The organism is Xanthomonas nasturtii (assembly GCF_001660815.1).
Classification (GTDB): domain Bacteria; phylum Pseudomonadota; class Gammaproteobacteria; order Xanthomonadales; family Xanthomonadaceae; genus Xanthomonas; species Xanthomonas nasturtii.
In genome coordinates this window covers 1-22806 of record NZ_LYMI01000047.1, presented here as the reverse complement: position 1 = coordinate 22806, position 22806 = coordinate 1, and the positions used below count along the sequence as shown (strand labels likewise).

Sequence of the window (22806 nt, the reverse complement as noted above, 5' to 3'; positions counted from 1 at the left end):
TCAGAGCTTGAACGAAGCCAGTTCGTCGTCCGCTTGGACCGTTAGATCTTCGTCGCCGCCATGGTCTTCCTTGACTTCGACCTCCCCGATCAAGGTTTGCCAAGCCGTGCCGGGATTTTGCTCCAAGACCGCCAAGAGATTGATGAACGCAGTAATCGTGGTGCGAGGCGTGCGGAAGAAGCTGTCACCAATCCGATTGGCGCAGTGCTCCATGAATTGCTGGATCGCTTCGTCAGGCAGCAAATACTTATCCGTATCACCACCGGCGTAAACGTGGCGGATCTTGGTCAAAAGCACATAGAAGTCTTCCGCAGTGAGGCTCGAAAGGCGCACGACAGGTCCAGAGAAGTCGACCAGCCCTTCTTTGGCAAAGGTGTTTTGGGCCAAGCGGCTTTGGAGGGCTTGGTAGCTGTAAACGCCGCGACGGGGATCCATCAGGAATTCCGGCGTGCCACCCAGCACGAAGCCAAGACCGACCGCAGTGCCTTGGAAGGAGTCATTGAGCATGCGCAAGATCTGCTCGTAGTTCGAGTTGCGCGCTTGGGCATTAGCAAGCTTATAGAGATTAACGAGCTCGTCCAGGCAAACCAGAAGCCCGCTAAAGCCGGCCAGGCGCACAAAGCGCCCCATTAGTTTGAGCTGATCGTAGACCGAGGCGTCATCGACAATCGAGCGCACACCAAGCGCAGCTTTGGCATCGGTCTTGGTGGAGAACTCGCCACGCAGCCAGCGGATAGCATCGGATTTGAGTTGCTCGTTGCTTTCTTCAAAGCCCTTGCAGTAGGCCGCAATGACGTCAGCGAAGTCATAGCCGTTAACGAGTTCCGTCAGCTGTTCAAGCTTGGCGCGGATGATTTGCTCAGTGGGAACATCCTTTGCTTTGGCTTCGGTCTTGGCGGTTGCGATGAATTTCTCAACGACCCCTGGCAGCGCGCCACCATCAGGCTTGGTGCGCGTGGCCAAGTTGCGCATGAGTTCTGCATAGAGAGAGCGCGCCTGGCCACCAGATGCATGCAAACGCCGATCGGGATTGAGGTCCGCGCTTGCCACGACGAGCTTGCGCTCCATCGCAATAGCGCGCACCAGGTTGAGGAAAAAGGTCTTGCCGGCACCGTATTCGCCAACGACCAGTCGGAACGAGGAGCCGCCATCGGCCAAGCGATCAATGTCGCTGACCAGCGTTTCGACCTCTCGAATGCGCCCCACCTGGATCAGGTGCTGCCCCACGCGAGGCACGACACCTGCACGCAATGACTGGATGACCGCATCACGATCCTTGGCACGAATAGGGTTGCTCATTGCTCTATTTTCTCGATGAACTCAGGGTTGATCTCCACCGGATCGTCTCCTTCAGAGAATGGGATGTCATAAGCATCAAACGATGCATCATTGATGTGTTCAAGTGCGCCATCGAGCATCAGTTCTAGATCCGAAGCGCCATCTTCGAGTTCGGAGCGCGTCCAACTGGGTCGGGAGAGCATGAGGCGCAGCAGTGCGCTGTGTGCTTCATCCAAGCCCAACAGACCAGGAGTAGAAGCAGCTTCTTGACTGGGGAGCAGCAGTGCTGGGGGCTCAATGATGGGCTCAGGCACATCCTCGGTAAAGATGCCAGCCAAGAGGGCGGAAACTTTGGCGGTATCGTGTTGGAGTTCAGCAATGCGTTTGGGATCCAGGCGAAACTGCTTGGCTGGCTCTATCTTGGCGGTGCTTCTTCCCGCGCTCACGGCATGGACATCGGTAAAGACGCGCTTGGTCTCCACGCCGAGTGTCTTGTAAACCTTCTCCAAGAAGCGCATTTCGTCTGGCGAGACGGTGCCGTCACTTTGCGCAAGGCTTGCCATTGAGGCGGCGATTGTTTCCTTGGTGGTTTGATCCAACGGGTCAAGCTTTTTCTTGAGCGAGGCCAGGGTGATGGGCGCTAGGCTCAGCCACACAAGATGCGCACGAAGGCGCTTGTGGTCGGCGGGACTGAGGTGACTCCATGCATCAATCTCTCGGCCAAGATGTTCGATTTCGTGTGCACTGAAATCGCCATCGGCCTGTGCAACGGTGGAAGCAAGTTGCAAGGTCAACAGTGCGATTTGATACGCGCTGCTTTGGGCTTGATGGGTTTGGCCGGGCAACAACGCAAAGAGGACCACAGGATCTGCATCGCCAGGTGCCCTCGCGCCTTCGAGCACGTTGGGCTCCATGCCGATGTGAGCTGCTTCAAGCGTCCTGGCAAGATCACGGATCTTTTCTCGGTTGAGCGGCGCAGCACCATTGCCAAAGCGATCGGCAAGCTGAGTCAGGGGCAGGGTGATCGCACGGCCTTGAACCTCGTCCACCAGCAATTGGAGCGCTGCTTTGCGCGGGGCAGGCCAAATGCTGGTCGGCAGATGTAGCAGTCCTTCTAGCGTAGTTCGAGCCTCGGGGTTCTTGTTGAGCAAGCGACTGAGCGGGCCAAGTTCATCCGTGCATTGCTGGACGATTTCGTTGAGCTTCTTGATGGGCGCGGTGAGCGCGGTGACATCAGGTGTCTCGCCAAATGTCTTGGGCTTGAAGCTGTTGCCATAAAAGGCCGGGGAAAAGGTTTGTTTCGAAAATTTAAGCTTGGTGCGGTTCTTGGGTAAGACCAACCCTGCAACAAAAAGCTCCCGGTAGCGGTCAACGAAGAGCTGATCGAATTCTTCGGCGCAGCGCGTTGTTGCAGTTCTGAGCGGGATTTCGGGACTCAGGCGCGCCCAAGAAAGGGCCAGTTGTGCCGGAATCGGGACGCGATCCAATGAGCATTGACCCAACGCTAGGCGTAGATAAAACGGAAGCTCATGGGTGCGCTGAAAGCGGGGAAGCGGTTTGGTGTAAAGCTTTTCCCCAACGTCATCGAGTTCCATCCAGTCCAGCAAGCTGTTGATCTGGAATCGGATAACGGTGTAGATCTTTCCGTAGGCAGCTTCTAGCTGTCGCAGTGCTGCTTTGATGGCTGGCCAACCCTGCTTTGACTCTGGCTCTTCGGCTCCATCGATCAAGACCCGGCGTTCAATGCCATACAAGAACAACATCACGTATCGGTAGTTGCATTCGGGATCGGATCGATCAGAAGCGAGCCAATTGATGTAGGCGCGGCGCTCGGTTGCAGATAGGTCAGCGTAGTTTTCCTGGTAGCCGACCGGCTCGCGGTAGTTGCCAGTGGGTGCAACGGCGAGAACGCCATTGACCAAGCTGGGTTCATTTCCACCTCTTGGTGTGGCGAGCTTGACCCCCGAGTAGAACAGTCCGCCCGAGATTTTTACCCCACGAATTTCGATGATCTCGCCCGGCCGCACCCAGCGTGTCTTCTCCCAACCCTCAGGAGGCTTGGGCACAGAGAATTCTTTGGCGGGAGCACTGCCGGCGATGCTGGTGCGATGAAGCTCGTCCATGGTCCTGGGTGCTTCTGTGCGGGAGGCCTCAGGCAACGGTGGTGGGGTCGATGGCCCATTTGCCTCGCGCTGCAGAGCAGGAGCAGGAGTAGGCGGCACAGCAGGTGTCAGAGTCTGGATCGCCTCAATTCTTTCTGCAGATGGGCTTGGCTGGCTTGCGATCGGTGCGATCGCGCGTTGATCTTCAAGATTGGCGTCGGCAAAAGCTTGAGCCTGCCCAGGCATGGATGCTTTAGCGGCGACCGCACGCATGGCGTCGAGAAGATTGCTCTTCGGTTGCTGCGGCGATGACGTGGTTTCCGTAGGTGCAGAGGCAATGTTGTGGACGTCAGGTGTTGCGGTTACTCCCAGATCGCTTGGACTAGGCGAGGCAGTGGGGCGCGGGCGGCTCGGGGTGGGCACGATAATGCGCGGAGCTTCTGACGCGGCATCAATGGCAGAGTTCGCTTGCCGACTGATTGATGGTTGCTCAGCCACAGCGCGCATTGCTTCAAGCAAATTGCCGTTGGGCTGCCGAGAGACGGGACGATCTTGTAAATTTCCGGTAGCGCTCGGTTCAAGTGCGGCACGTGTGCCTGACAGAATGATCGGAGACGTTTCCGCCTGCCCGGGAGTGGCAGGAGTCGGCGGTGCTACTGGCGTCGTCGGGCCGTGCTCGGCAATGTGCGCCATCGCGGTCCCCAAGTTCCCCGGCCGGTCGGTTGCAGCCAGAGCTGGGTTCTGTGGCGGCGCCACCTGGGGAGAAGGGGGGGCTGATCGGTTCAACGCTGCAGTTGGTTCCGCAACTCGCTCGCTGGCAAGCAGGTTGCTCTGCGAAGGCGATGAAGCAATCGGCTGTTTAGCGGTCTCTAGCATGGAAGACAGGATCTTCCGATTGGCGCTTGCGGGAGCAGGGGTTGCAGAGCCATGACGCCTGCTTGGAGCTGGCATCAACCCAGTGAGTTCCGCTAGGGTGGGCTCATGCACAATCGGGGCACGAGGCTTCTTCTGAGCCTGCCACTTCACGAAGAGATAAATCCCGAAAGCGACCACAACAGTAATGACGAGGGCAATCCATACCTGTCGCGGCACCATCGCGATGATCGCCAAGGCGATCACGATCACGGCGAGGCCTGAGCCTTGCTTCTTCCTGCGCTGCGCCATGTGGCTCCCTGACTCTTTCATTTCTTAGTGGATGTTAACCTCACATCGTACCTAACGGGTATGAGTCAGCTTGAGCGCTAGCTAAAAAATGAGTATGCGAAGGTGGTGGCAACATATATGCTAAAACATAACTATGTCCATGGCTGAGAGAAAGAAAATATGATGGTCGATCTCGATGAAATTCGAGCCTCTCTTGAGGAATGGAGAGCCGAAGCTGCAACGCAGCGTTGCTAAAGAAAAAATTACTGGAGGGGTTAGTGAGGTTGACTATTTATTCAAAGAATATATTCGTGAGAATTATAAGAAGGAGCTTATTCTTATTGAGGCTCGATTGAATGATCTTTTAATTGATATTGAGTCCAATCCTTCGGAATACGAAATTCCCTCGAATGAAAGGTATCTGGCCGACCTCACTGATCAAGTGCAGAATTTGCATGGTGAGATTTTTGTAATTATCCGATAGCGAAATTTTCGGAGAAATGGCAAATTTTTATTTGGCGAGCTGCTTTGCTATGACGGATTAAATGCTCACATGTTGTAGCCAAGGTAAGAAGAAAATATTTTTAACGAGGACGGGCAATGGTTATTAAGGGTGGAAGTGGATTTCCACCGACTGGGTATGTAAAAAGCGCGCCAGCCATAATTGTGCCGCCGAAAGGATCTGTCATTCCCTGTCCCTTAGGCTGGGAGCATCTACAAGAAGATTCTGACTACGTTGTATACAGTAGCTCGTCTCCTGCTGTGGTCATTGGACGCGCGGCGACATACGCTGCGGCACAAGTAGTGGCAAAGAACTTTGAGTCTTCCTAGCTCGATAGCATTGCACGGAATGTGCTGCTAATAGTTATGAAATATACTATTTTTAGTTTGTAATTTTTTTTTGGCTATTTAATATTGTCGTGGGAACTGCATTTGGAAGTGCTTGCTACAAGCCCAAATGCGCCGGGGATGCGTTGACCTGCTTCAGTAGGCCAGCGGACGTTAGCGATATCCACATCCTGCACGCGAGGGAAGTTCATAGCGGAGTAGTTATAAATGTTGGATTGCCAGTGCTCAATGCACAGCGTTGTCGCTTGATCGGCATCAAGCTTGGCTTGTTCCGGCGAAAGTCTAGTTAAAGAGGCCAAGAATGCGCGGTTCCAAAATTCTTCGATGGTCATGGATAGGAGTGGAGTGAGAACGATGGCTTAGGACTAACGGAAATTTTTATCCTGTCAATGCCTTGGCTTGTATTTGCCAGCGCGCTGATGATCATCCAAGCTTAGCTTCAGCTCCACCCGCATCAACTGTGAATAAGAAAGAATGATGTTGGATCGTCAAGTTCTACAAATTGATCCTTCCCCTGAGCGGGGAAGTGAAGTGACCCTGTTTAGCGCTCATGCAAGCGTTCAAAATCTCGTTGTCTTAGGCGATCCAGGCTCTGGAAAAAGTTCGCTATTCAAGGCTTCTTCCGCCAAAGAGGGCGGATGCTATTTCACTGTTAGAGACTTCCTCAACACGCCATCTGACGAAGTTCCCCCGGATCAGATTCTTTGGATCGATGCGCTCGATGAAACGCGCTCAGGTCGATCCGACCAATCCACCGTCGACCAGCTGACGCGAAAACTAGCAAAAATCCGACCGGTAGGAATGCGCCTGTCCTGCCGTGTAGCGGACTGGCTAGATCAGACTGACCTGGCGGCGTTGCGGCCTTACTTCAACAAGTCAGGCGCGGCCACTGTAGTTCAGCTTCTTGCTCTCACAAAAAGCGAGCAGATGAGCGTGCTTGCAAGCAGCTGCTATGACGATGCTGAGCGCTTTGTTGAAGAAGCCATTCGGCGACAACTCGGCCCCTTGCTGGAAAACCCTCATACCCTGCTGCTGCTCGCCAAGGTGGTCCGGCGAGGAAATTGGCCATTAAGCCAGACGGAACTCTTTGATCGCGCAGTGTTGCTGTTACTTGATGAGAAAAACCTTATTCATGCTGAAAAAGATTCTTGGCCGGGTCTGTTCACGGCCAAAGAGCTTCTCAGTTCAGCAGGAGCTTTGTGTGCGTTACGCTTGCTATCAAATTGCCAAGGTTTCTCACTTGCTGCGAGCTCCGATGACGAAAGCATCGCTTGCTACAGGGAAATCGATTTAGCGCCCAGAGCCCAGCTTCACGCGGCATTGAGTCGGCGAGCCTTCGTTTCAATCGTCCAAGGAAGGTTGGACTATACTCATCGCACAATTGCTGAGTTTCTTGCAGCACGCTACCTCATTGGACAGCTTTCGTCGGGATTTTCGTTGGGGCGCGTGCTTGCCTTGCTTGGAATTGAGGAGCGCCCGCCTACCGCGCTTCGTGGCTTGTTTGCTTGGCTGGTCACCCTCGTAGCTGACCCGACGCCTTTGATCGATTATGACCCGGTTGGTGTGCTGCTCTATGGAGATCTATCTAACTGGTCGTCAGCCAATCGGCTGAGACTAGTCGACGCGCTGGCTGGCCACAGCAAGCAAGACCCTTGGTTCTTGTCTCGCCGCCATTTGCCAGATACCGCCAAAGCGTTAGCTGATCCTGTTCTAGCACAGCAATACCAGTGCTTGTTTACGTCATCGGAAAGCAGCTTGTCTTTGCGCCTATTTGTGCTGTCGCTGCAAAAAGGCGCCCGGATATTGCCAGGCTTCACGGTAATCCTCAAAGCACTCGTGGGGGATGTGAAGGCGCATTACGCATTGCGAGTTGTAGCAATGGAAGTGCTTCATGAAGGCGACGATGCTTCGCGACACGCTTTGCTTACCGCCTATTCTCAATTAGGTAGTTCTGAAGATGACCTGCGGCTACGTAGTGCTTGTCTTCATGCTCATCTTGGAGATGGACTCGACGCTGATGATTTCATCGCGTTTTGGGATGATCTTGAGTCTTGTGAAGAGCAACTTCCAATCGGAATTACGATTGGGTTGTTGGATCACGTTGATCCTCCAATGGCAAATGAGATTTTGCAGAAAATTCAAATTCGTGCAGTTCCTAATTCATCAATCTTCGCAAGCCGACGTGGGCCGCGTGAAGCATCGCGGCTTTATGAACGGCTTCTCGCAATCGCGTTGCCAGTTAGCAAAAATCCACAGCAATCCTATGACTGGCTCAAGTGCTATCTACGCCGCGCTCAACACCACAGTCAAGACGGATCGCTAGCCAAAGCGTTCAAGGAATCTCCCGATTTGGGACGGAAAACGCTTCGCGCAGCATTGGTGTACGCTGATTTCTCCAGGAATGATGAGAATTCCTGGTTTCGTTTCATCCATCTGATAAGGTCTTGGGTAGATATAGGAGACACGCTTGAAGCAATGCTTCAAGCAGTCCATGCTACGTCTGGCGAACGACGATCCTTAATCTACCGAGCTGCGTTAAGTGAGTCTTTTCGGCTCGGTGATGTGAAAAATGTGCATACCACCAATTTGTCTGCGTTGGCAGAGCTGGATCCTTTATTGGGTGAGGTTCAAAAAGCGTGGCGAGCGCAACTGAACCAGACGCCTGATTTCGTTTCTCAATATGAACAAGAAGAGGCAAGACAAACCGAAGCTTGGCGAGTGAGCATTCAGGCGAATTTTGAGCAGAATGCTGCGGCGGTCAGTAGTGCTTCGGACTTAGGCTTACTTGAAGAGGCTACGGAGATCTATTTTTGGCACGATCGTCCACAGAGCGCAGCAGCACCTTCATCTCCTCGATTGCGATTGGAATGGGCGCTAGGAGAGCAGGGCTCGGCCTGTGTTCTCAGAGGATTTGAGGCTCTCTTGACAAGGGTTGCACCGCCAGAGCTTTCTCAATTGATTGCCGATTACCGTGAGAAACGGTCAACGCCTTGGACTGCCTTGCTCGCGGCACTCGACATCTATTGCGAACAAGGCAGGGAAATTAATGAGCTTCCGGAACCTTTGCTAGGATCGGCACTGCTGATTGAAGCGATTTTCCCTGTGTATGTGCATACAAAATCCTCAGTAGATCAGTGGCGTCACGTATGGGTTGATGAAGTAATTGAGGCCAAGCCAGCCTTGGCGTCTGATACCTACCTAGCCTTTTTGGCCAACGAGCTAGCTCAGCATAGTCTCCATCCTCACTGCTTGATGGCGCTTGGCCATCCGACGCTTGTAGGCAATCATCGAGGGCGGGGCTTAGTCCGGATTTTGCACAGCTATCCGCTGCCCAAAGCCGATGTGCTCACTCAAATATTGCTGTGGATACAGGAAGATGGCGTGTGGCATGCAATCAGGTCGCTTGCTTTGGAAACGGTCAACTCACTTCAAGTCAAGTCATCACTGAGTCCAAATGAGATTAAATGCCTGGGAGTTTGGCTTTGGTTTGGTTTCACCAATGACCCTATTGTCTATCAGCCTATTTTAAGTAGTTTGCCATCCGAGCAACTTGACGTGGCAATCTGGGAGATCCTGGAAGAAGGCGTGGAAGCGGGCTTCGGATCGCATAAGGTCTGGTCGTATACATTGAGCCAGCTTGAGTTTGCCGTGACCTGGGCGGCTTCACGGTATCCGCAGACTGCTCACCCGGTTGGCGGCTCAATGGGAACGCGCAATCCTTGGGATGCCTCGATGCATATCCAGTCCATGATCGCGCAGATCGCTTCGCTGACGAGTCATCAAGCGCGTGTGGTCATGGCTAGGTTGGTGCAGAGCTCGGAGTTGGAGAGCTACCGCGACTTGGTCTTGCACCATAAAGCCAATCAGCTGACAGCAAGCGTGGATGCTTCGCATGTTGCACCGAGTTGGGAGGTCGCACAAGAAGCGTTGGCCAATCGAGCGCCACACTCGCATCAGGATATGGTTGCCGTGGTTCTTGACCACTTAGCCGATGCGCAGCGACACATTAGTCATAGTAACGAAGATCCCTATAAGTTCTTCTGGAACACCGATAGCGCAAATCGTCTTGATCGGCCAAAGACCGAAGATCAAGCCAGGGACGCGTTGCTCGCCATGCTTCGTCATCGCTTATCTCCTCATGAGCTTCGCGCAGAGCCCGAAGGGCATATGAGTGCTGATAAGCGAGCCGACATCGTGATCTTGGGTCGCAATATTAAGGCGGTCATTGAGATCAAACGTGATTTCCACGCAGAGGTCTGGACTGCGGCGATCGGACAGCTTGATCGGTTATACACTCCTGATCCCGAGGCTGGTGGTTTAGGTATCTACTTGGTGTTTTGGTATGGGGAGAAGCGCGGACCTAAGATCCCAAGTCCGCCTAATGGAAAGGGTCGGCCGCAGTCTGCTGCTGAGATGCAGCGCATGCTGCAAGGAGTGCTGCCAAGTTCTGTTGCAAAAAGGATCAATGTCGTGGTGATAGACGTGTCTGGTCCTGGCGTGGAGTGAGTAGAATCATAAAGGCGCTACCAAGTGCCGAACTCCAACCGTCAGTAGTCCGGCACATACAAAGCTATGTGCAAGTTTAGACAGTGCGGTATTGCATGTGCCCGCTCACAGCTTTGTCAGTGCCTGGCGGCGAGCAAGGCATTAGCACCTCCATTGTCAGCTCCTTGGCGTCGGTTAGGGATTGGCCGAAACTTTTTACATCACTAGTCAAGCCTTAAGCTAGGCGTATTCTAGTAAGTCAACACAATCTGTCGGTTGGTTGATATTAGCAAGAGCTAATGAAAGATTCGCCCTTGCTACTAGTTCAAGCGGGCTTAATCCCTGAACGTAATGACCGTGGGTAATCCTATCCATTCCTGCCCCTGCGAGTTTTGCCACAGTCCGAAGGCTTGCAGTAAGTGCGACACTATCTAGTCTCCCTCCATGTAAGATCAGATTGCGCTGACGATAAAGGCGGTGAAATGAGTCAGCGATAGAATCTTTGACAATTCCAAGCTCCCGGTGTGGGTTTATAAGCAAATTCTTTAATCGTTTTACTGCCGCTTGATCACTTAGTCCGGCCATTAGCGGAAGTGAATCGTCTATAATCATTTGGGCTAATTGGCGTGAGCGCTCTCGATTGTTTTGTATTTGAATTAATTGGGCGCAGTCAATCGGGTGATCTTTAATCGCGCGGTGTGCGAGCGCTGTCAATTCAGCACGGGGAAGCGAGCATGCCACTAGAGTGGCCAAATTGTCGGCTGCGCTTGCTCGATCACTGGGATCCGCAAGTAATCCTTCGATGGCGGCCCACCCACCCGCAATCGCTGCGGGCGCTGAACCACCCTCTAAATGTGCCAGTAGTTCTAAAGCTGCATCAACGCTTTGATTGGCGTCATTGGAAAAAATACGATCTCCACGGAAAAGCTCTTTGACACTTACCCCACGAAAGGCCTCCTTCTTGAGCGATGGCTGCCTAGCACCTTTAACCCACAGTGTGGGGACAACACTTAGCGGCTTACCTGTGGAGAGCAAGGCGCGAGCAGCATGCCTTTCATGTTCGTCCCAGGCCGCTTTTGCAGCGCCAAGGTAATCCCTCGCGTGAACGGTGAGTAAAGTTGCGACCTGCGCACGAACACCAGAAGTAGCAAAACCATTCGCAGTTAGCCATTGAGGTATAGCTGTCGCTTGCAACCATTCGGCTGGCACACCATTTGGAAACTCAGGTGCTTTACTGAATGCTACGAGCACCTCGAACTCACGCCTTGGTTGTTGGACTAGTTCGGCCTGTAGAGCCTCGCAAAGTTCAGCCAGACTAATAGCAGGGGTAGAATTTAGATGGCTTTTCACCAAGTCGTGGAGATGCTGCTCGGAAAATCCTGCATCTAGCAGGTGTGCAGCAACGCTCCTAGCAAACAATTCCATAGGATAGGTGCCGGTTGCGACTATACGAGCCCAGCGATCCAGGTAATCAGAGGACACCCTTTTGGCAAGCTGCTTCAATCCGTGATGGGCTGCCCCATCGGCTCTGGGGATTTGGGTGATCTGCTGCTGTAAAAATTGTTTTTCTTCTATACGGAAGGCCAGATCGGTGCCCACCCGTTTTATAAGCGTTGAACTCATTCGTTTGATTGAACCTTCGCTTAGATGTCCCTGGCGAAGCATTGCGCAACCTTCGTGGAGTTCCTCCATTGCTAAGATGGTTCCCACCCCCCAGAGGGATCGATGCCACGGCACATGAGAAGCGAAGAAATCCAAAAGGCGGACTGCCGCCATGTTGTCGTTGGGGTTGACAGAGCTAAGCATTCGGCCTAAGATCCTAATTCGGCACAGTTTTACGCCAATCATCTAAGCGGGGCGCGACCCGGGCGGAAAATGCACTCTAAGTGCTTTAACCAAGCGGCTCAAGCCCCCAGTTCTCGAAAAGCCCTGCAAAGCAGGGCTTTTTATTTGTTCGAGTAGCATACTCTACTGCAGTGAGTTCCTAGGCTGTGGAGGGCATTAGCTGTCCAGTCCAACCATCATGTTGATGAGTTACGGATACATCCTCGCCCCCTTCCTCAACCGCTCCTTGAACTGCCCGCGCACATAGCCCGGCAGCTTCACAGCCGGCTGATAGTGGCCGAGCGCTTCAACTTGGATTTTCCGGGCGGTTACGGCTGACTTGTGGACATAGTTGTCCTGCAGAACGGGAGCCTTCTTGTTGAGCGCATGGCCGGTGATCAAGGCAATATGCTCAACCCGCACGCCCTTGGCATCAAGCTCCGTTGCAAGCGTGTGTCGGAACGCATGCGATCCGATCCCTTTTCCGAAACCTAAGCCCTTCAAGTAAGCAGCAAACTGGTTGACGAAGCCCTGGCTGTAGCGCCCGTTTGGCTCACCGGTCTTGCGGCAGGTGCCAGCCGACAGGTTGGGGAAGAGGCGGGGGTGGCCAGACGCCTTGATGTCGGCCAGGAAGTCGAGGAAGCCCGCCTGGATGAGGGTTGGGTGGATCGGCACCTTGCGAATAGCACTCTTGCCTTTCAGGCTTTGACGGCTGCGCTTGCCAGCGCTTTGCGCCAGGTCTTCGTCCACGGTCTTCTGGATCGAGAAGCACCACACGCCTTGGTCTTGCACGATGTCAGCCACTTTGAGCTGGGCGATCTCATTGATCCGGGCGCCTGTGTAAAGGGCAATGAGCGGGCACCACCAACGGTGAGGATACTTCTTGGCCCAGGGCAGGAAGGTCTCGGGGTTGAAGATCTTCTGGATTTCTTCTGGTGAGAGCAGTCGCTCGGGCTCGTCCTGGTCAGCCAGTAGTTCTTCCCTGGCGGGCTTGAACGCATCCATGGGCGAGTGCGGGATGGCACGGGCCTTGACCAGGGTATTGAAGAAGGACGCGAGGAAGCGCCGATGCAGTTCCAAGGTGGCGTTGGCCGGCTGCGCTCGTGCTTGACGTTGACCCTTCGCGATCAAGGCTTCAACGCTCAACCCCTGATGCTTGTGGTTGGTCATGAAGTCTTCGGGCGCCCATCGCAGCAGATCCCACATCTGGTAGATGTGCGTGTGGTCGATCCGAGCAACGGAGGTGTTGCCGCTCACGCGTTGAAGGATGGCAAGCGTCCGACGATACGCATCGATCGTGGTGGTGCGAAGGTTCTGCCGCTCCTTGTCTTTGAGGAAGTCGTCGACCTCTTCAGAAAGGAGCCGCGCCGGAGTGGCAAGGGGTAGGGGTTCCGGATAGCGAGTTCCGGATCGGCGAAGCCGTCGCAGCTTTTCATGATGGTCATAGGTCGCTTGGACCAGGTCCTGAAGGTGAAGCGCGCCGGCTCGGTCTTGAACGACCATGTCAGTGAATTCGACTTTGCCGATGCGAATGCTTCGGATGAATAACTGACCTTTGGGGTGCTGCAAATACTTGTGAAGTTGAGAGTTTTTAAAGTGCATCTACGATCCAATGTTGAGGAGGTAGACGTTTGATAAGGGGAGGGGATTTTCTGTCAATAACAAAATAGGACAGCAATTTCGTGCCGATGATTGCCTAAGGTGATCTCACTAATCGCCATTAAAACAGCTGTATTTTCAGTTTGACTTTCATAAAATATTTTATCCGCAGGCTATATGGGGCAATGATTGCAGTGGTATAAATGGGTTTGAAACCATCAATGCGCTTGTAGTGTTTAAAAGTAACAAATAGACAAAAAGTGAGAGATATCTCTCACAAATAAAATGAACGCAAGATAAATGAATGGGCTTTGCCTAATCTAATTACTCTTAAGAAGACAGTTAGGCAATTTGATTTATAAAGTTTTTGCTTTGACAAACTCCGGAGCAGTTGTCTCAACTTTTGAGACATAAGTAGTACAAGACAGGACTTGGAAACACTGCGGTTGGTCGATGCCTAGCGAGCCCATCAAACAGTTATCGTTTAAGCTATCGCTATCTCGGGATCATGCAATGCGGTGTCGGGAGCATTTGGTTGATGCCAACCGGCTTGCTGGGTGTCGTGAGAGATAAAATCTTGTTGATGGTGCGCATTTGGATTTCACTGATGCTCGTGCCATTTCTGCGCGATCGATAAAAGCGCATGACCGAGCCCGCAATCAAATCGGCCACTTGAATGCCTAGGCTCTGCTTGGAATTTTCAAATGCAAGCTCGATCTTTTCAAGGAACAAGAAGTCTGAGTTTGGTGTCAACGGCAGGCTGCTATGCACGCCTGCGCGCTCAGCTTGTTTGAGGCTTTCCAATAGGATCTTTGCATACTGCTGCTGGTCATCATGTCGGATCTCAATACCTTGGAGTTTCTTACCCAATAGCATGTTGATGCGCGCATAGATGTTGGCAAGGCTCGTCTGATTGGGGAGCATCCAAACCGCCTGACGTCGCTTGCCGAAATCAGGCCTGGGTAGGAATTCAAAAAAAGCATCCGCATCATCTTTGCGAGCACTGTGATAGCGGATACCTGCTTCGACCGCGATGTCTTTGAGAAGATTCTCCTCGTCCGATAGCGCTGAAATAGGCTCAACGATCAAAGTTCGATAAAGCCCTCCTAGAACCGTCATCAGAGCGTGATCGCTCGGGGATTTGCAAGCCTCAATAAACGCTTGGAGCACGTTATCGGAGGCGTGCTCATATAGTGCATCGGCCACACGATTTTTTAGAAGATAGCTTTGAACAGGATCGTAGTGATTATAGTCATTTCGCATGAGCGTTGAGATGACGAGGAAGACGCAGACATAAAATCTTTTGTCGACGACTTCCACAAGGATAGGGCTGTCGATTGCGCAAAGCCACTCGACGAGCTCAAAGATAAAGGCATCATGTCGAATGAGGTCGGATGATTTGAGTTCTTCCGCGCCAAGCTGGTGTCGCTCACGCAGTGCGCAAATTCCTTGTTCGAACTGGGCTTGATCGCGAACACCAACGGCTGCTAAGACGAAGTAAGGCTGGCCTGTGAAGTCGAAATCGCGGCCGCTGTGGACGGTGTCGCCCGTATGGCCGCTCTCATCAAGGTAAAAACGCATATGTTGTCTCGAAGTAACGCTGGGGTCGAATGGGCGCAATGGAGGTGTCAGGTGGTCCCTAGGCATCGTTAGGCGTTGTCTTTGCCGAACCGTGCTAGATGCTCGCGTGCCAATTGACGATACGAGAGTTGTCTAAGGGTTCCGCCTTCCAGCAAGACGGCATGACCAAGATCGTGCCCACCGATCCAATCGAAACCGTCCGTTCTAGCTGGCACGTTGAGTGTTCCAATCCATTGTCCCAAGATGCCGAAGACAATGCCGACGCTTTTCTCGCCGGGGAGAAAGTGTAGGCAGCTTCCCGCCGTGTCTTTACAAAAGCGCGCACTGATTGCGGTTTGCTCGGTGTCTTCTTCATCAATCACGGAAAACTCGTCGTAGAGGCGAAGTTTGCAATCGGGATCAATGTCTTCATCCTTTTTTAGGTTCATAACCGTACGCAGCAATCCGTGGTCAAAGTTCGCTCGAAAATAGTCACCGTAGACGAAGTGGCCGGCAGAAAGAGCAGCTTTGCACATAAATTTCATTCGCGTATTGCGCTCTATTGAGAACTTGCCCGTCAATGACAACCCTTCTAATTCCTTTTCTTTGAGCACGCGGCGTTGGCGTGGGTCGAATACCTGCACCCCCTCATTTTTGACGAACCTGATCTGAACGGGCCGCCCGTCTCCCAATCGACCGTGACGAAGTGTCGGTGTTGGTGGAGCCTTGCTGTGACCCCGCGCGTCAAATGCAGAGCGCCTAAAGAGCACCCCAAATTCATTCGCCATCTTGGCGTCAATCATAGCCGCAGTGCCGCTATTGAAGTTGCGGCATACAGGTATTTCGAAAGAATTGCTGCCGCCCAACGACAGCGGCACGATGTGTTCGGGACTCGTCTGGTCCAAGAGGAGATGTTTATCGGTATAGGGACACCAAGCAGTTTGAGTGGTCATGGCTTTCGCTGTCAGTGCGCTGCACTCGTTGGGTAAATTTGCGTTTGTTGCCCCCAAATGTACGGGCGTGAAGTGTTTTCGTGCGATAGGGCATCTTCACTTGGGCCTTCCATGGGCCTAGGACTAATTTTTGAGGTTGATCGCATCCAGCTTTTGCCGTGATCTCATTGGTCAGTCTCGACTGTTGACGTGGATGTGCAAAGGTGTTAGCGTTGCGGTGGGGAAAGGGGTTTTGGGTTGCCGTTCGTATCACCGGCATTAAGGGCCCAAAACTTTCCGCCCTGCAAGTGTAGCTCAGAGGTAGAGCGGAGGCTTGATACACCTCGCGTCGACGGTTCGATTCCGTCCGCTTGCATATCTAATAAGACAGAGGCACGGTCTGCATATCGGTAGGCCGCGTTGTATCAGCTCCTAGCCCAGTAGGAGTTTGTCGAATAGCTTGGGATCTAAGCGACCCCCACTTGTGGGGGTCGCGCTGTTTCTGAGAATTGCAGTGCACATAGTCTATTCAATTGCAGGACGATCACTGCGGGCAGCGATTTCCATAAGAGGCAAAAGATAGCCTTAAAAAAAAGTGCTTTCCGCTCTTGAGCCCTGCGAAATCTTGAGTCAGAACCGATGAACTCTGACTCAGGAAACACACATGGCCATCTATCACACTCGCATCAAAACTTACAGCCGAGCCAAAGGGCATTCGGCGCTTGCCGCAGCGGCATATCGCGGTGGTTATCTGCTCACCGATCCCACTTCAGGTGCTCGTCACGACTATCGGGGTAGGGCAGGCATCATCCAGTCGCGTTGCCTGGCGCCACTTGGTTCGCCGGCGTGGGCCGATGACCCGCAAACACTTTGGGCCGCTGCAGAAGCGGCAGAGCGACGCTGCAACAGCACCGTCTGCCGCGACTTCGCGGTTGCGCTGCCGCACGAACTCGATGACCCCAAGCGCTGGGAGTTGGTGCTCGATATCGCTCATCGCCTGATTGAGCGCTTTGGCTTTGCGTTGCAAGCCAGTCACCATCGTCCGACTAAAGATGATCCTCGCTACTTCTACGCCCATCTGCTTGCGACAACCAGGCGCATGGAAGCCTCTGGTTTGACCCAGAAGACGCGGGTGCTAGACGGGCGCATGAATGGCAAGGAGGAAGTTGAGTGGATCCGTGCCATGATCGCTGACCGGATCAATGCACACCTTGCCCAAGATGGCATTGGCAAATCGGTTGAGCATCGGCCCTTGACGAAACGCTTAGAAGCGATGCGAGGCAACGGTATCTTTGTCCAAGGACAAGCAAGCTTCGAGCAGCTTCTGTCCCGCTACCGCCAGGAAGGGCGACTGTTGAGCCTGCCGGACGGCCACACGGCGGAGCAGGCCCAGCGAGAGCACCAAGGGCCAGGCATGGACACTTCTGTTGATGAGGCTTCGGTGGCGCAGATGCCCATCATGCTGTCACCCACTGGCGGGCTCAGTTCAAGTAGGGACGACGAAGCTCTGTCAGCAAACCAAGAAGATCGAAGCGGCCTTCAAGATACGCATTGAGGGCGTTGGCCATGTGCTGGTCAACGCCAAAGCCAGCCGCATGCTGTTGGGCGATCCAGCCTTCAACATGGGCTTGGCGGAGTTGATGCTCTGGGTGGTCCAGAGGTAAGGCTTGCTGACTGGCGGAAGGAGGCATGGCGAAGAATCCAAGTGGCTGATGCACTTGATTCGTAGCACAAAGCGGATCTTCGTCAAGCCGCCCCTGGCCGCTCGCAAAACGAGTGGTCAGAGCTTCTCGCCCTCATTGATCGCCTGATTCAAGATCTCATACCACTGGTTCATCTCGCGCTCGCTGCCGAACTTGATCGTCCAGACTGGATGGTCCACATCTCGAACGCTGACCGTAATCGTTCCTTCCCGCCTTGAGTTGTGCCAGTGCTTCTCCCAAGAGCGGACATCCATCAACGGGTAGATCTTCACTGTCCTGCCGACACGAATCTTCAACCGCGACCGCTCAATCGAGATCGCCAAAGCGCCTTGTCGCCCAAAATAGGAGCGATCAAATTCCCGACCAAAGACCTCCCGCTGGTTGCGCAATCGGTCAGCCCGATTGACGGCAACGGCGACCAGCACCGCTGTGCCCAGGGCAAGCAAGATGAGAAACGTGCTAACGGTCATGTGAACTCCTGAGAACAGAATGGGACCATCGTTGATTGCGACGGATGGCTATTGGACGCGGCCGGTGATCTTCCAAGTGCTGCCCACCTTGGTGAAGGTGTAGACCCCATCCATTTGATGACCAAAGTCCCGCTCCATGGCTTCAACATTGGCACTTACGTCACAGGTGTAACTGGGCGCACCTTCCGCCTTCGTGCACTGGTTGCTCTCGAAGTCTTCGATGCGCGCCTCTTCGTTGCTGTTCGCTTTGACGAACTGCAAAAAAGCGTGCTCCCGCTCAGTCTCAGCAGGGCCACCACCAGAGCAGCTGGCCAAACAGACCGACATCAGGCCAACCAGGGCCAAGCAACGCTTTGACATGTGCATCTCCAAAAGAGGAAGGGAAGAGCGCTGGGGATCCACCAGACCGACAGGTTCGGATGCCCTGATTGCCGGCATGCTCAATGACTGCAAGCCTCCGCACACCGGCAGGAATGACCGGTGTTGGTGCTTGGCAGTCGCAGTTGATTGGCTGACGGAACCATGTTACTGATAAAGTAACAGACAAGGCAAGTCGGAGACCTCATGCTCATTCATCACATTGCATGCTTGTGGTCACATTTTGGATCTGGACGACGCTCGTCTCATCTTTGCCAACCGCCTCCGTCATGCGCGCCAGAAGGCCGAGCTGACCCAGGAAGCCTTGGGGGTTGCCGCTGGACTGGCACCTGAGGTGGCCAGGACGCGCATCAATCGTTACGAGAAGGGCGTCAACGAGTGCGACTTGCGCACCGCCAAGCGCCTGGCCGATGCCCTCGGCATGCCACTGGCTGCCTTCTTCGCCGAGACCGATGAGGTGGCAGACGCGATCCAAGCGCTCGCCAAGCTCTCCGTCGAGGAGCAGCGAAAGGTCGTCGCCGAGTTGCAGCTCAAAGCCAAGCGCAGCGATCCCTCTGGCGCATAGTGAGAGGGTCCTTGCTGGTGTCTTGGCCTGCGTGCAGATCAGACAATTCCTACACGGATGCCAATGCCCATCCGATCTGAGCGGGCGGTGTGATCCTGTAATCTTGCGAGCGGACGGTCGTTTTCAAACAAGCCAGGGATCACCGATGGAAGGCAGCGCTCAATGACCGGCAAGATCAAGCTCAGTGTCGCCACCGCGCTCTTGCTCTTCGCCCTCACAGCAGGGGTCTACCTTTCGGGTCAGTTGATCTTGATGCTGTTGAAGGTGGCCGGTCCCCTCAGCTTCGACACCTACCGGTCTTACGTCAAAGCGCTCGACCTTCCGCAGTTCGCTCCCTATGCCAGCAAGATCAAGCTGGCTGGCGCCCTCGGCTTCGGCGTGCCGCTCCTGGCCTGGATCGCGCTGCTGATCCCGCTGTTCAAGCCGAAGGCCGCCGCCTTGCATGGCGACGCCCGCTTTGCCTCCGGCAGTGATCTGGCCAAGAAGGACATGCTCAAACCGTCGCCAACCGGCATTGTGGTTGGCAAGCACGGTGGCAAGTTGGTGCGCCTACCTGGGCAACAGTTTGTGATCCTGGCCGCGCCCACGCGTTCCGGCAAGGGGGTGGGCATCGTCATTCCCAATTTGCTCGACTACCAAGGCTCGGTGGTGGTCCTGGACATCAAGCAAGAAAACTTCGATCTGACCTCGGGCTGGCGCAAGAGCCAAGGCCAAGAGGTCTTTTTGTTCAACCCCTTTGCCGAAGACGGGCGCACCCACCGCTGGAATCCACTGAGCTACATCTCGCCCGATCCCGCCTTTCGCGTGTCTGACCTGATGAGTATCGCGGCGATGCTCTACCCGGATGGCTCTGACGCCCAGAAGTTCTGGGTGAGCCAAGCGCGCAACGCCTTCATGGCGTTTACGCTCTATCTGTTCGATAGCCTTGACGATCAGATCAAGCGTAAGCATCCAAAAGACACCTGGATGTTCCCAACCCTTGGGATGCTCTATCGCGTGTCGTCTGGGGATGGGAGCGACTTGAAGGGCTACCTCAAAAAGCTCTCGCAGCGCGACTTCCTGGGCCGCGATGCCAAGATGGCCTTTGACAACTTGCTCTCGCAAGCCGAAGAGACCTTCGCCTCGATCATGGGCACGTTCAAAGAGCCGCTCAACCAGTTCATCAATCCAATCCTGGATGCATCAACCAGCGACAACGACTTCTTGCTGACCGATGTGCGCAAGAAGAAGATGAGCATCTACATCGGCATCCAGCCAAACAAGCTGGCCGAAAGCCGCCTGTTGATCAACCTGCTTTTCAGCCAGCTCATCAACCTCAACACCAAAGAGTTGCCGCAGAACAACTCGGCGCTCAAACACCAGTGCTTGCTGCTGATGGACGAATTCACATCCATCGGCCGGGTCGACATCATCGCAAGCGCGGTGAGCTACATGGCCGGCTACAACATCCGCTTGCTGCCGATCATCCAGAGCATGGCGCAGCTGGACGCGACCTATGGCAAGGATGTCTCGCGCACGATCATCACCAACCATGCCTTGCAAATCGTCTATGCCCCGCGCGAGCAGCAAGACGCCAACGACTATTCGGACATGCTCGGCTACACCACGGTGCGCAAGAAGAACAAGTCGCAAACCAGTGGCAAGCAAAGCAGCGTGTCCTACTCCGAAACTGAGCAACGCCGCGCATTGATGCTGCCGCAGGAGTTGAAGGCCATGGGCTTTGACAAGGAGGTCTTCCTTTACGAAGGCATCCCAAGCCCGGTGCTCTGCGAGAAGATCAAGTATTACGAAGATGCCTACTTCACTAAACGTCTGCTACCAAAAGCCGAAGTGAAGAAGCTATCTGCCGCCGTCTCGGGCTCATGAAACTAGCGCTTGACGAAAAATTCCAAGCCATTGCCGGGAAACGAAGATGCCATTTGTAAATGAATTTATTCCTGAGCCAGATGTTGTCAAATACGACCTAGAAGCGATCGACAGAGACTTCGTGGTCGGTGGCACCAATGCGAGAGACTGGACAGTTGATCGTGATCGCGACATGTATTTGCGCAATGTCGCAAACGGTGGCGGCACTGAAATTGAAGTCAGAAACCAGACGAAATTTTCCTTCTATTGGCATGGAGAGCTTCTAACGCTGAGATTGGACTTGGTCGACGGTGGAGGTGCGCGTGGTCAGCCCGGTTGGTCCCATTGGAGACTGATGCGGATCAATGGTGGAGAGGGATTGCCTGAGTATCTCAAGGCCGACAAGGAGCAATTCATAGCTGACTTCAAAGAAGCCTTGCTTGCATATAAGGATTTTGGCGTCCATTCCAGGAACACGGACTACCACATCGTTTTTGAAGTCGGTGATAATTTATCTTCTAAAATATAATTCAGTCATAAGGTAGGGGTGTCACCATGGCATTCGTAAGCGAGTTTATTTCCCCAGATGATTTTGCTAGATACGATATTTTATCGATTGACCGTAAATTTCTGATTGGAGGAACCAATGCCAGAGATTGGGTCATTGATCGTGAGCGTGAAATCTACTTGCGAAATGTGGCACATGGTGGGGGGAGTGAGCCTGAAATCCGCAATCAAACACAGTGGACATTTTATTGGCGCGGTGAATTGCTGACATTGCGACTTGATATGCTTGAAAGTGGAGGAGAAAGGAAAGGGGCCGGCTGGTCTCGTTGGATGTTAATTTGGATCAATGGCGGGAAAGGCCTCCCGGCTCACCTCAAGTCAGATGCACCACAATTTATTGAAGACTTAGGTGTAGCGCTGACGGCACATAAAGGATTTGGAGGGGTTCACTCAAAGTATATCGATTACAACGCCAAGATTGAGATATCGGAAGGCTGTGTGATATGAAAAATGCATTAAGTGCGGAAGATGCCATTACTTTACTGAGGGAGCGACCGGATGCGTATCGTTCAGGCGAAGATCTGCGCACACTTGCAGCACAGGTAGATGCAAATGCACCAGGCCGTGTGACTGTTCTTTATAGCGGTCCGGCAGCGAAGGGGATCTGGTCAACAGATGTCATCGCCGCGATGGTTGAAATGGGCGAAGACGTTAGAGTCATCAATGGAAGTGAGGCAGCGAAATTTTTGGAGTCAAAAGATTTCTATAGCGCGCTGGCCGACGTTTACGATATCGATGTTGATCAACTGATTGATGGGACCCACAGAGGTCCCTCTACGGAGTGGCTTTACCACCCCACTCAAGGTCCTTGGGCAGATGCGTCTGGACGGTTTGCCGATGCAACCGTGGGCGAGGTGCATGCCATCGTGGGCGACGCTCAGCCAAGCCGTGTCTTTGGCGAAATTGAAGTGCCTCGCATTCTTGCCAATCCAAACGTCACATCGATTGAGGGGCTTCCACGTGAAGCACTGGCCGGTGTGAAAGATCGGCTCGGTCAGCAAGCAGCCTTTGACCTGATCGTGGCCCGTGCGCGTGAACACGAGGGCATGCTGCGCATCCCGGCCAGTGATGATGCGCTCCGCGAGAATAAAGTTCTGAGGCTCGACAGCAGAGAGTATTTTCGTGGAACGGCCATTGAGGGAACTTCAAAGGCGTTAGACCAGAGCACGCTTCCGCTCAGTCAGCGCATGAAACCGCCAACCGAGCATGCCCAGTCGGGTCAGCAGCGCTGGGATGAGTGGCAGGGACGCAATATCCAGACCACGCCTGAGCCTGAGATCCCAGGCTTGCGTCGCGCCGGCATGACAGCAGGGCTTGCGGGCTTGGGCGTTGCCGCTACCGCCTACGATGCGTCGCAAACCGGAGGGCGTGTTGGCACGCTGTTGGCACAAGACAACCTCACCGCTGCGCGCTCAGAAGCGTTGCACTTTGCTGCCCGAGGCGCGGGCGGCTGGGCGGGAGGTGCTGCTGCCGCTGCCGTTGTTGGCACAAGTGGTGCCGGACCCG

16 protein-coding genes, 1 tRNA gene and 1 pseudogene are annotated in these 22806 nt (G+C 53.8%); 9 read left to right on the top strand and 9 right to left on the bottom strand.

Features of this window, described 5'->3' with window-relative positions:
- Complete coding sequence (locus tag A7D16_RS16535) at positions 1–1299, bottom strand: ATP-binding protein (protein ID WP_064634348.1); 1299 nt, start codon at positions 1297–1299, stop codon at positions 1–3.
- Positions 1296–4544, bottom strand: coding sequence for a tellurite resistance TerB family protein (locus A7D16_RS24145; protein ID WP_239687022.1), 3249 nt, complete (start codon positions 4542–4544; stop codon positions 1296–1298). The genes A7D16_RS16535 and A7D16_RS24145 overlap by 4 nt, the downstream gene beginning before the upstream one ends.
- 175 nt (positions 4545–4719) lie before the next feature.
- Here A7D16_RS24145 and A7D16_RS16525 point away from each other — a divergent pair, with 175 nt between their 5' ends.
- Entirely contained in the window at positions 4720–5007 is a 288-nt protein-coding gene (locus tag A7D16_RS16525) for a hypothetical protein (RefSeq protein WP_082925826.1), read from the top strand.
- Between the two features lie 421 nt (positions 5008–5428).
- On the opposite strand, the gene A7D16_RS23230 is transcribed toward A7D16_RS16525, so the two are convergent.
- Entirely contained in the window at positions 5429–5704 is a 276-nt protein-coding gene (locus A7D16_RS23230) for a hypothetical protein (RefSeq protein WP_153043180.1), read from the bottom strand.
- A gap of 145 nt (positions 5705–5849) precedes the next feature.
- Between A7D16_RS23230 and A7D16_RS23225 the strand changes: the two genes are divergently transcribed.
- Complete coding sequence (locus A7D16_RS23225; RefSeq protein ID WP_153043179.1) at positions 5850–9878, top strand: NACHT domain-containing protein; 4029 nt, start codon at positions 5850–5852, stop codon at positions 9876–9878.
- 219 nt (positions 9879–10097) lie between these two features.
- Here A7D16_RS23225 and A7D16_RS21795 read toward each other — a convergent pair whose 3' ends face one another.
- The 4 genes from A7D16_RS21795 to A7D16_RS16500 all read right to left on the bottom strand — a co-directional run bounded on the left by A7D16_RS21795 (position 10098) and on the right by A7D16_RS16500 (position 15793).
- On the bottom strand, positions 10098–11480 hold the full coding sequence (locus A7D16_RS21795) for an integrase (protein WP_204377176.1): 1383 nt from the start codon (positions 11478–11480) through the stop codon (positions 10098–10100).
- Between the two features lie 411 nt (positions 11481–11891).
- Complete coding sequence (locus A7D16_RS16510) at positions 11892–13109, bottom strand: tyrosine-type recombinase/integrase (RefSeq protein WP_338063631.1); 1218 nt, start codon at positions 13107–13109, stop codon at positions 11892–11894.
- A 666-nt stretch (positions 13110–13775) separates the two neighbouring features.
- A complete protein-coding gene (locus A7D16_RS16505) occupies positions 13776–14861 on the bottom strand; it encodes a DUF3800 domain-containing protein (protein ID WP_017172672.1) in 1086 nt (361 codons plus the stop codon).
- A gap of 68 nt (positions 14862–14929) precedes the next feature.
- A complete protein-coding gene (locus A7D16_RS16500; protein ID WP_239687021.1) occupies positions 14930–15793 on the bottom strand; it encodes an HNH endonuclease in 864 nt (287 codons plus the stop codon).
- Between the two features lie 283 nt (positions 15794–16076).
- Between A7D16_RS16500 and A7D16_RS16495 the strand changes: the two genes are divergently transcribed.
- Both A7D16_RS16495 and A7D16_RS21790 read left to right on the top strand, forming a co-directional pair.
- Positions 16077–16148 (top strand) — tRNA-Ile (locus A7D16_RS16495).
- Between the two features lie 288 nt (positions 16149–16436).
- Complete coding sequence (locus A7D16_RS21790; protein WP_082925825.1) at positions 16437–17327, top strand: MobA/MobL family protein; 891 nt, start codon at positions 16437–16439, stop codon at positions 17325–17327.
- A 225-nt stretch (positions 17328–17552) separates the two neighbouring features.
- Here A7D16_RS21790 and A7D16_RS16480 read toward each other — a convergent pair whose 3' ends face one another.
- Positions 17553–17945, bottom strand: a complete 393-nt coding sequence (locus A7D16_RS16480; protein ID WP_007970012.1) for a hypothetical protein — start codon at positions 17943–17945, stop codon at positions 17553–17555.
- Positions 17946–17993: 48 nt separating this feature from the next.
- Positions 17994–18311 carry a hypothetical protein gene (locus tag A7D16_RS16475; protein WP_193395476.1) on the bottom strand — a complete coding sequence of 106 codons (318 nt, stop codon included), beginning with the start codon at positions 18309–18311 and terminating at the stop codon, positions 17994–17996.
- Between the two features lie 235 nt (positions 18312–18546).
- On the opposite strand from A7D16_RS16475, the gene A7D16_RS16470 reads away from it, so the two are divergent.
- From A7D16_RS16470 to A7D16_RS24140, 5 genes and pseudogenes are all read left to right on the top strand, one after another.
- A complete protein-coding gene (locus tag A7D16_RS16470; protein WP_055026769.1) occupies positions 18547–18888 on the top strand; it encodes a helix-turn-helix domain-containing protein in 342 nt (113 codons plus the stop codon).
- Between the two features lie 162 nt (positions 18889–19050).
- Positions 19051–20754, top strand: coding sequence for a type IV secretory system conjugative DNA transfer family protein (locus A7D16_RS16465; protein WP_064634335.1), 1704 nt, complete (start codon positions 19051–19053; stop codon positions 20752–20754).
- A 46-nt stretch (positions 20755–20800) separates the two neighbouring features.
- On the top strand, positions 20801–21262 hold the full coding sequence (locus tag A7D16_RS16460) for a hypothetical protein (RefSeq protein WP_064634333.1): 462 nt from the start codon (positions 20801–20803) through the stop codon (positions 21260–21262).
- Between the two features lie 26 nt (positions 21263–21288).
- Positions 21289–21747 (top strand): hypothetical protein, encoded by a 459-nt coding sequence (locus A7D16_RS21785; RefSeq protein WP_082925824.1) that lies wholly within the window; start codon positions 21289–21291, stop codon positions 21745–21747.
- Positions 21744–22806 (top strand): annotated as a pseudogene (locus tag A7D16_RS24140) (peptidoglycan-binding protein); the annotation flags it as partial. The gene A7D16_RS21785 and the pseudogene A7D16_RS24140, both read left to right, overlap by 4 nt.

Excerpts from the sequence above, each read along its gene's own strand:
- A7D16_RS16535 (WP_064634348.1), bottom strand. The coding sequence starts at position 1,299 with ATGAGCAACCCTATTCGTGCCAAGGATCGTGATGCGGTCATCCAGTCA.
- A7D16_RS24145 (WP_239687022.1), bottom strand. The coding sequence starts at position 4,544 with ATGGCGCAGCGCAGGAAGAAGCAAGGCTCAGGCCTCGCCGTGATCGTG.
- A7D16_RS16525 (WP_082925826.1), top strand. The coding sequence starts at position 4,720 with ATGAAATTCGAGCCTCTCTTGAGGAATGGAGAGCCGAAGCTGCAACGC.
- A7D16_RS23230 (WP_153043180.1), bottom strand. The coding sequence starts at position 5,704 with ATGACCATCGAAGAATTTTGGAACCGCGCATTCTTGGCCTCTTTAACT.
- A7D16_RS23225 (WP_153043179.1), top strand. The coding sequence starts at position 5,850 with ATGTTGGATCGTCAAGTTCTACAAATTGATCCTTCCCCTGAGCGGGGA.
- A7D16_RS21795 (WP_204377176.1), bottom strand. The coding sequence starts at position 11,480 with ATGAGTTCAACGCTTATAAAACGGGTGGGCACCGATCTGGCCTTCCGT.
- A7D16_RS16505 (WP_017172672.1), bottom strand. The coding sequence starts at position 14,861 with ATGCGTTTTTACCTTGATGAGAGCGGCCATACGGGCGACACCGTCCAC.
- A7D16_RS16500 (WP_239687021.1), bottom strand. The coding sequence starts at position 15,793 with ATGACCACTCAAACTGCTTGGTGTCCCTATACCGATAAACATCTCCTC.
- A7D16_RS21790 (WP_082925825.1), top strand. The coding sequence starts at position 16,437 with ATGGCCATCTATCACACTCGCATCAAAACTTACAGCCGAGCCAAAGGG.
- A7D16_RS16480 (WP_007970012.1), bottom strand. The coding sequence starts at position 17,945 with ATGACCGTTAGCACGTTTCTCATCTTGCTTGCCCTGGGCACAGCGGTG.
- A7D16_RS16475 (WP_193395476.1), bottom strand. The coding sequence starts at position 18,311 with ATGCACATGTCAAAGCGTTGCTTGGCCCTGGTTGGCCTGATGTCGGTC.
- A7D16_RS16465 (WP_064634335.1), top strand. The coding sequence starts at position 19,051 with ATGACCGGCAAGATCAAGCTCAGTGTCGCCACCGCGCTCTTGCTCTTC.
- A7D16_RS16460 (WP_064634333.1), top strand. The coding sequence starts at position 20,801 with ATGCCATTTGTAAATGAATTTATTCCTGAGCCAGATGTTGTCAAATAC.
- A7D16_RS21785 (WP_082925824.1), top strand. The coding sequence starts at position 21,289 with ATGGCATTCGTAAGCGAGTTTATTTCCCCAGATGATTTTGCTAGATAC.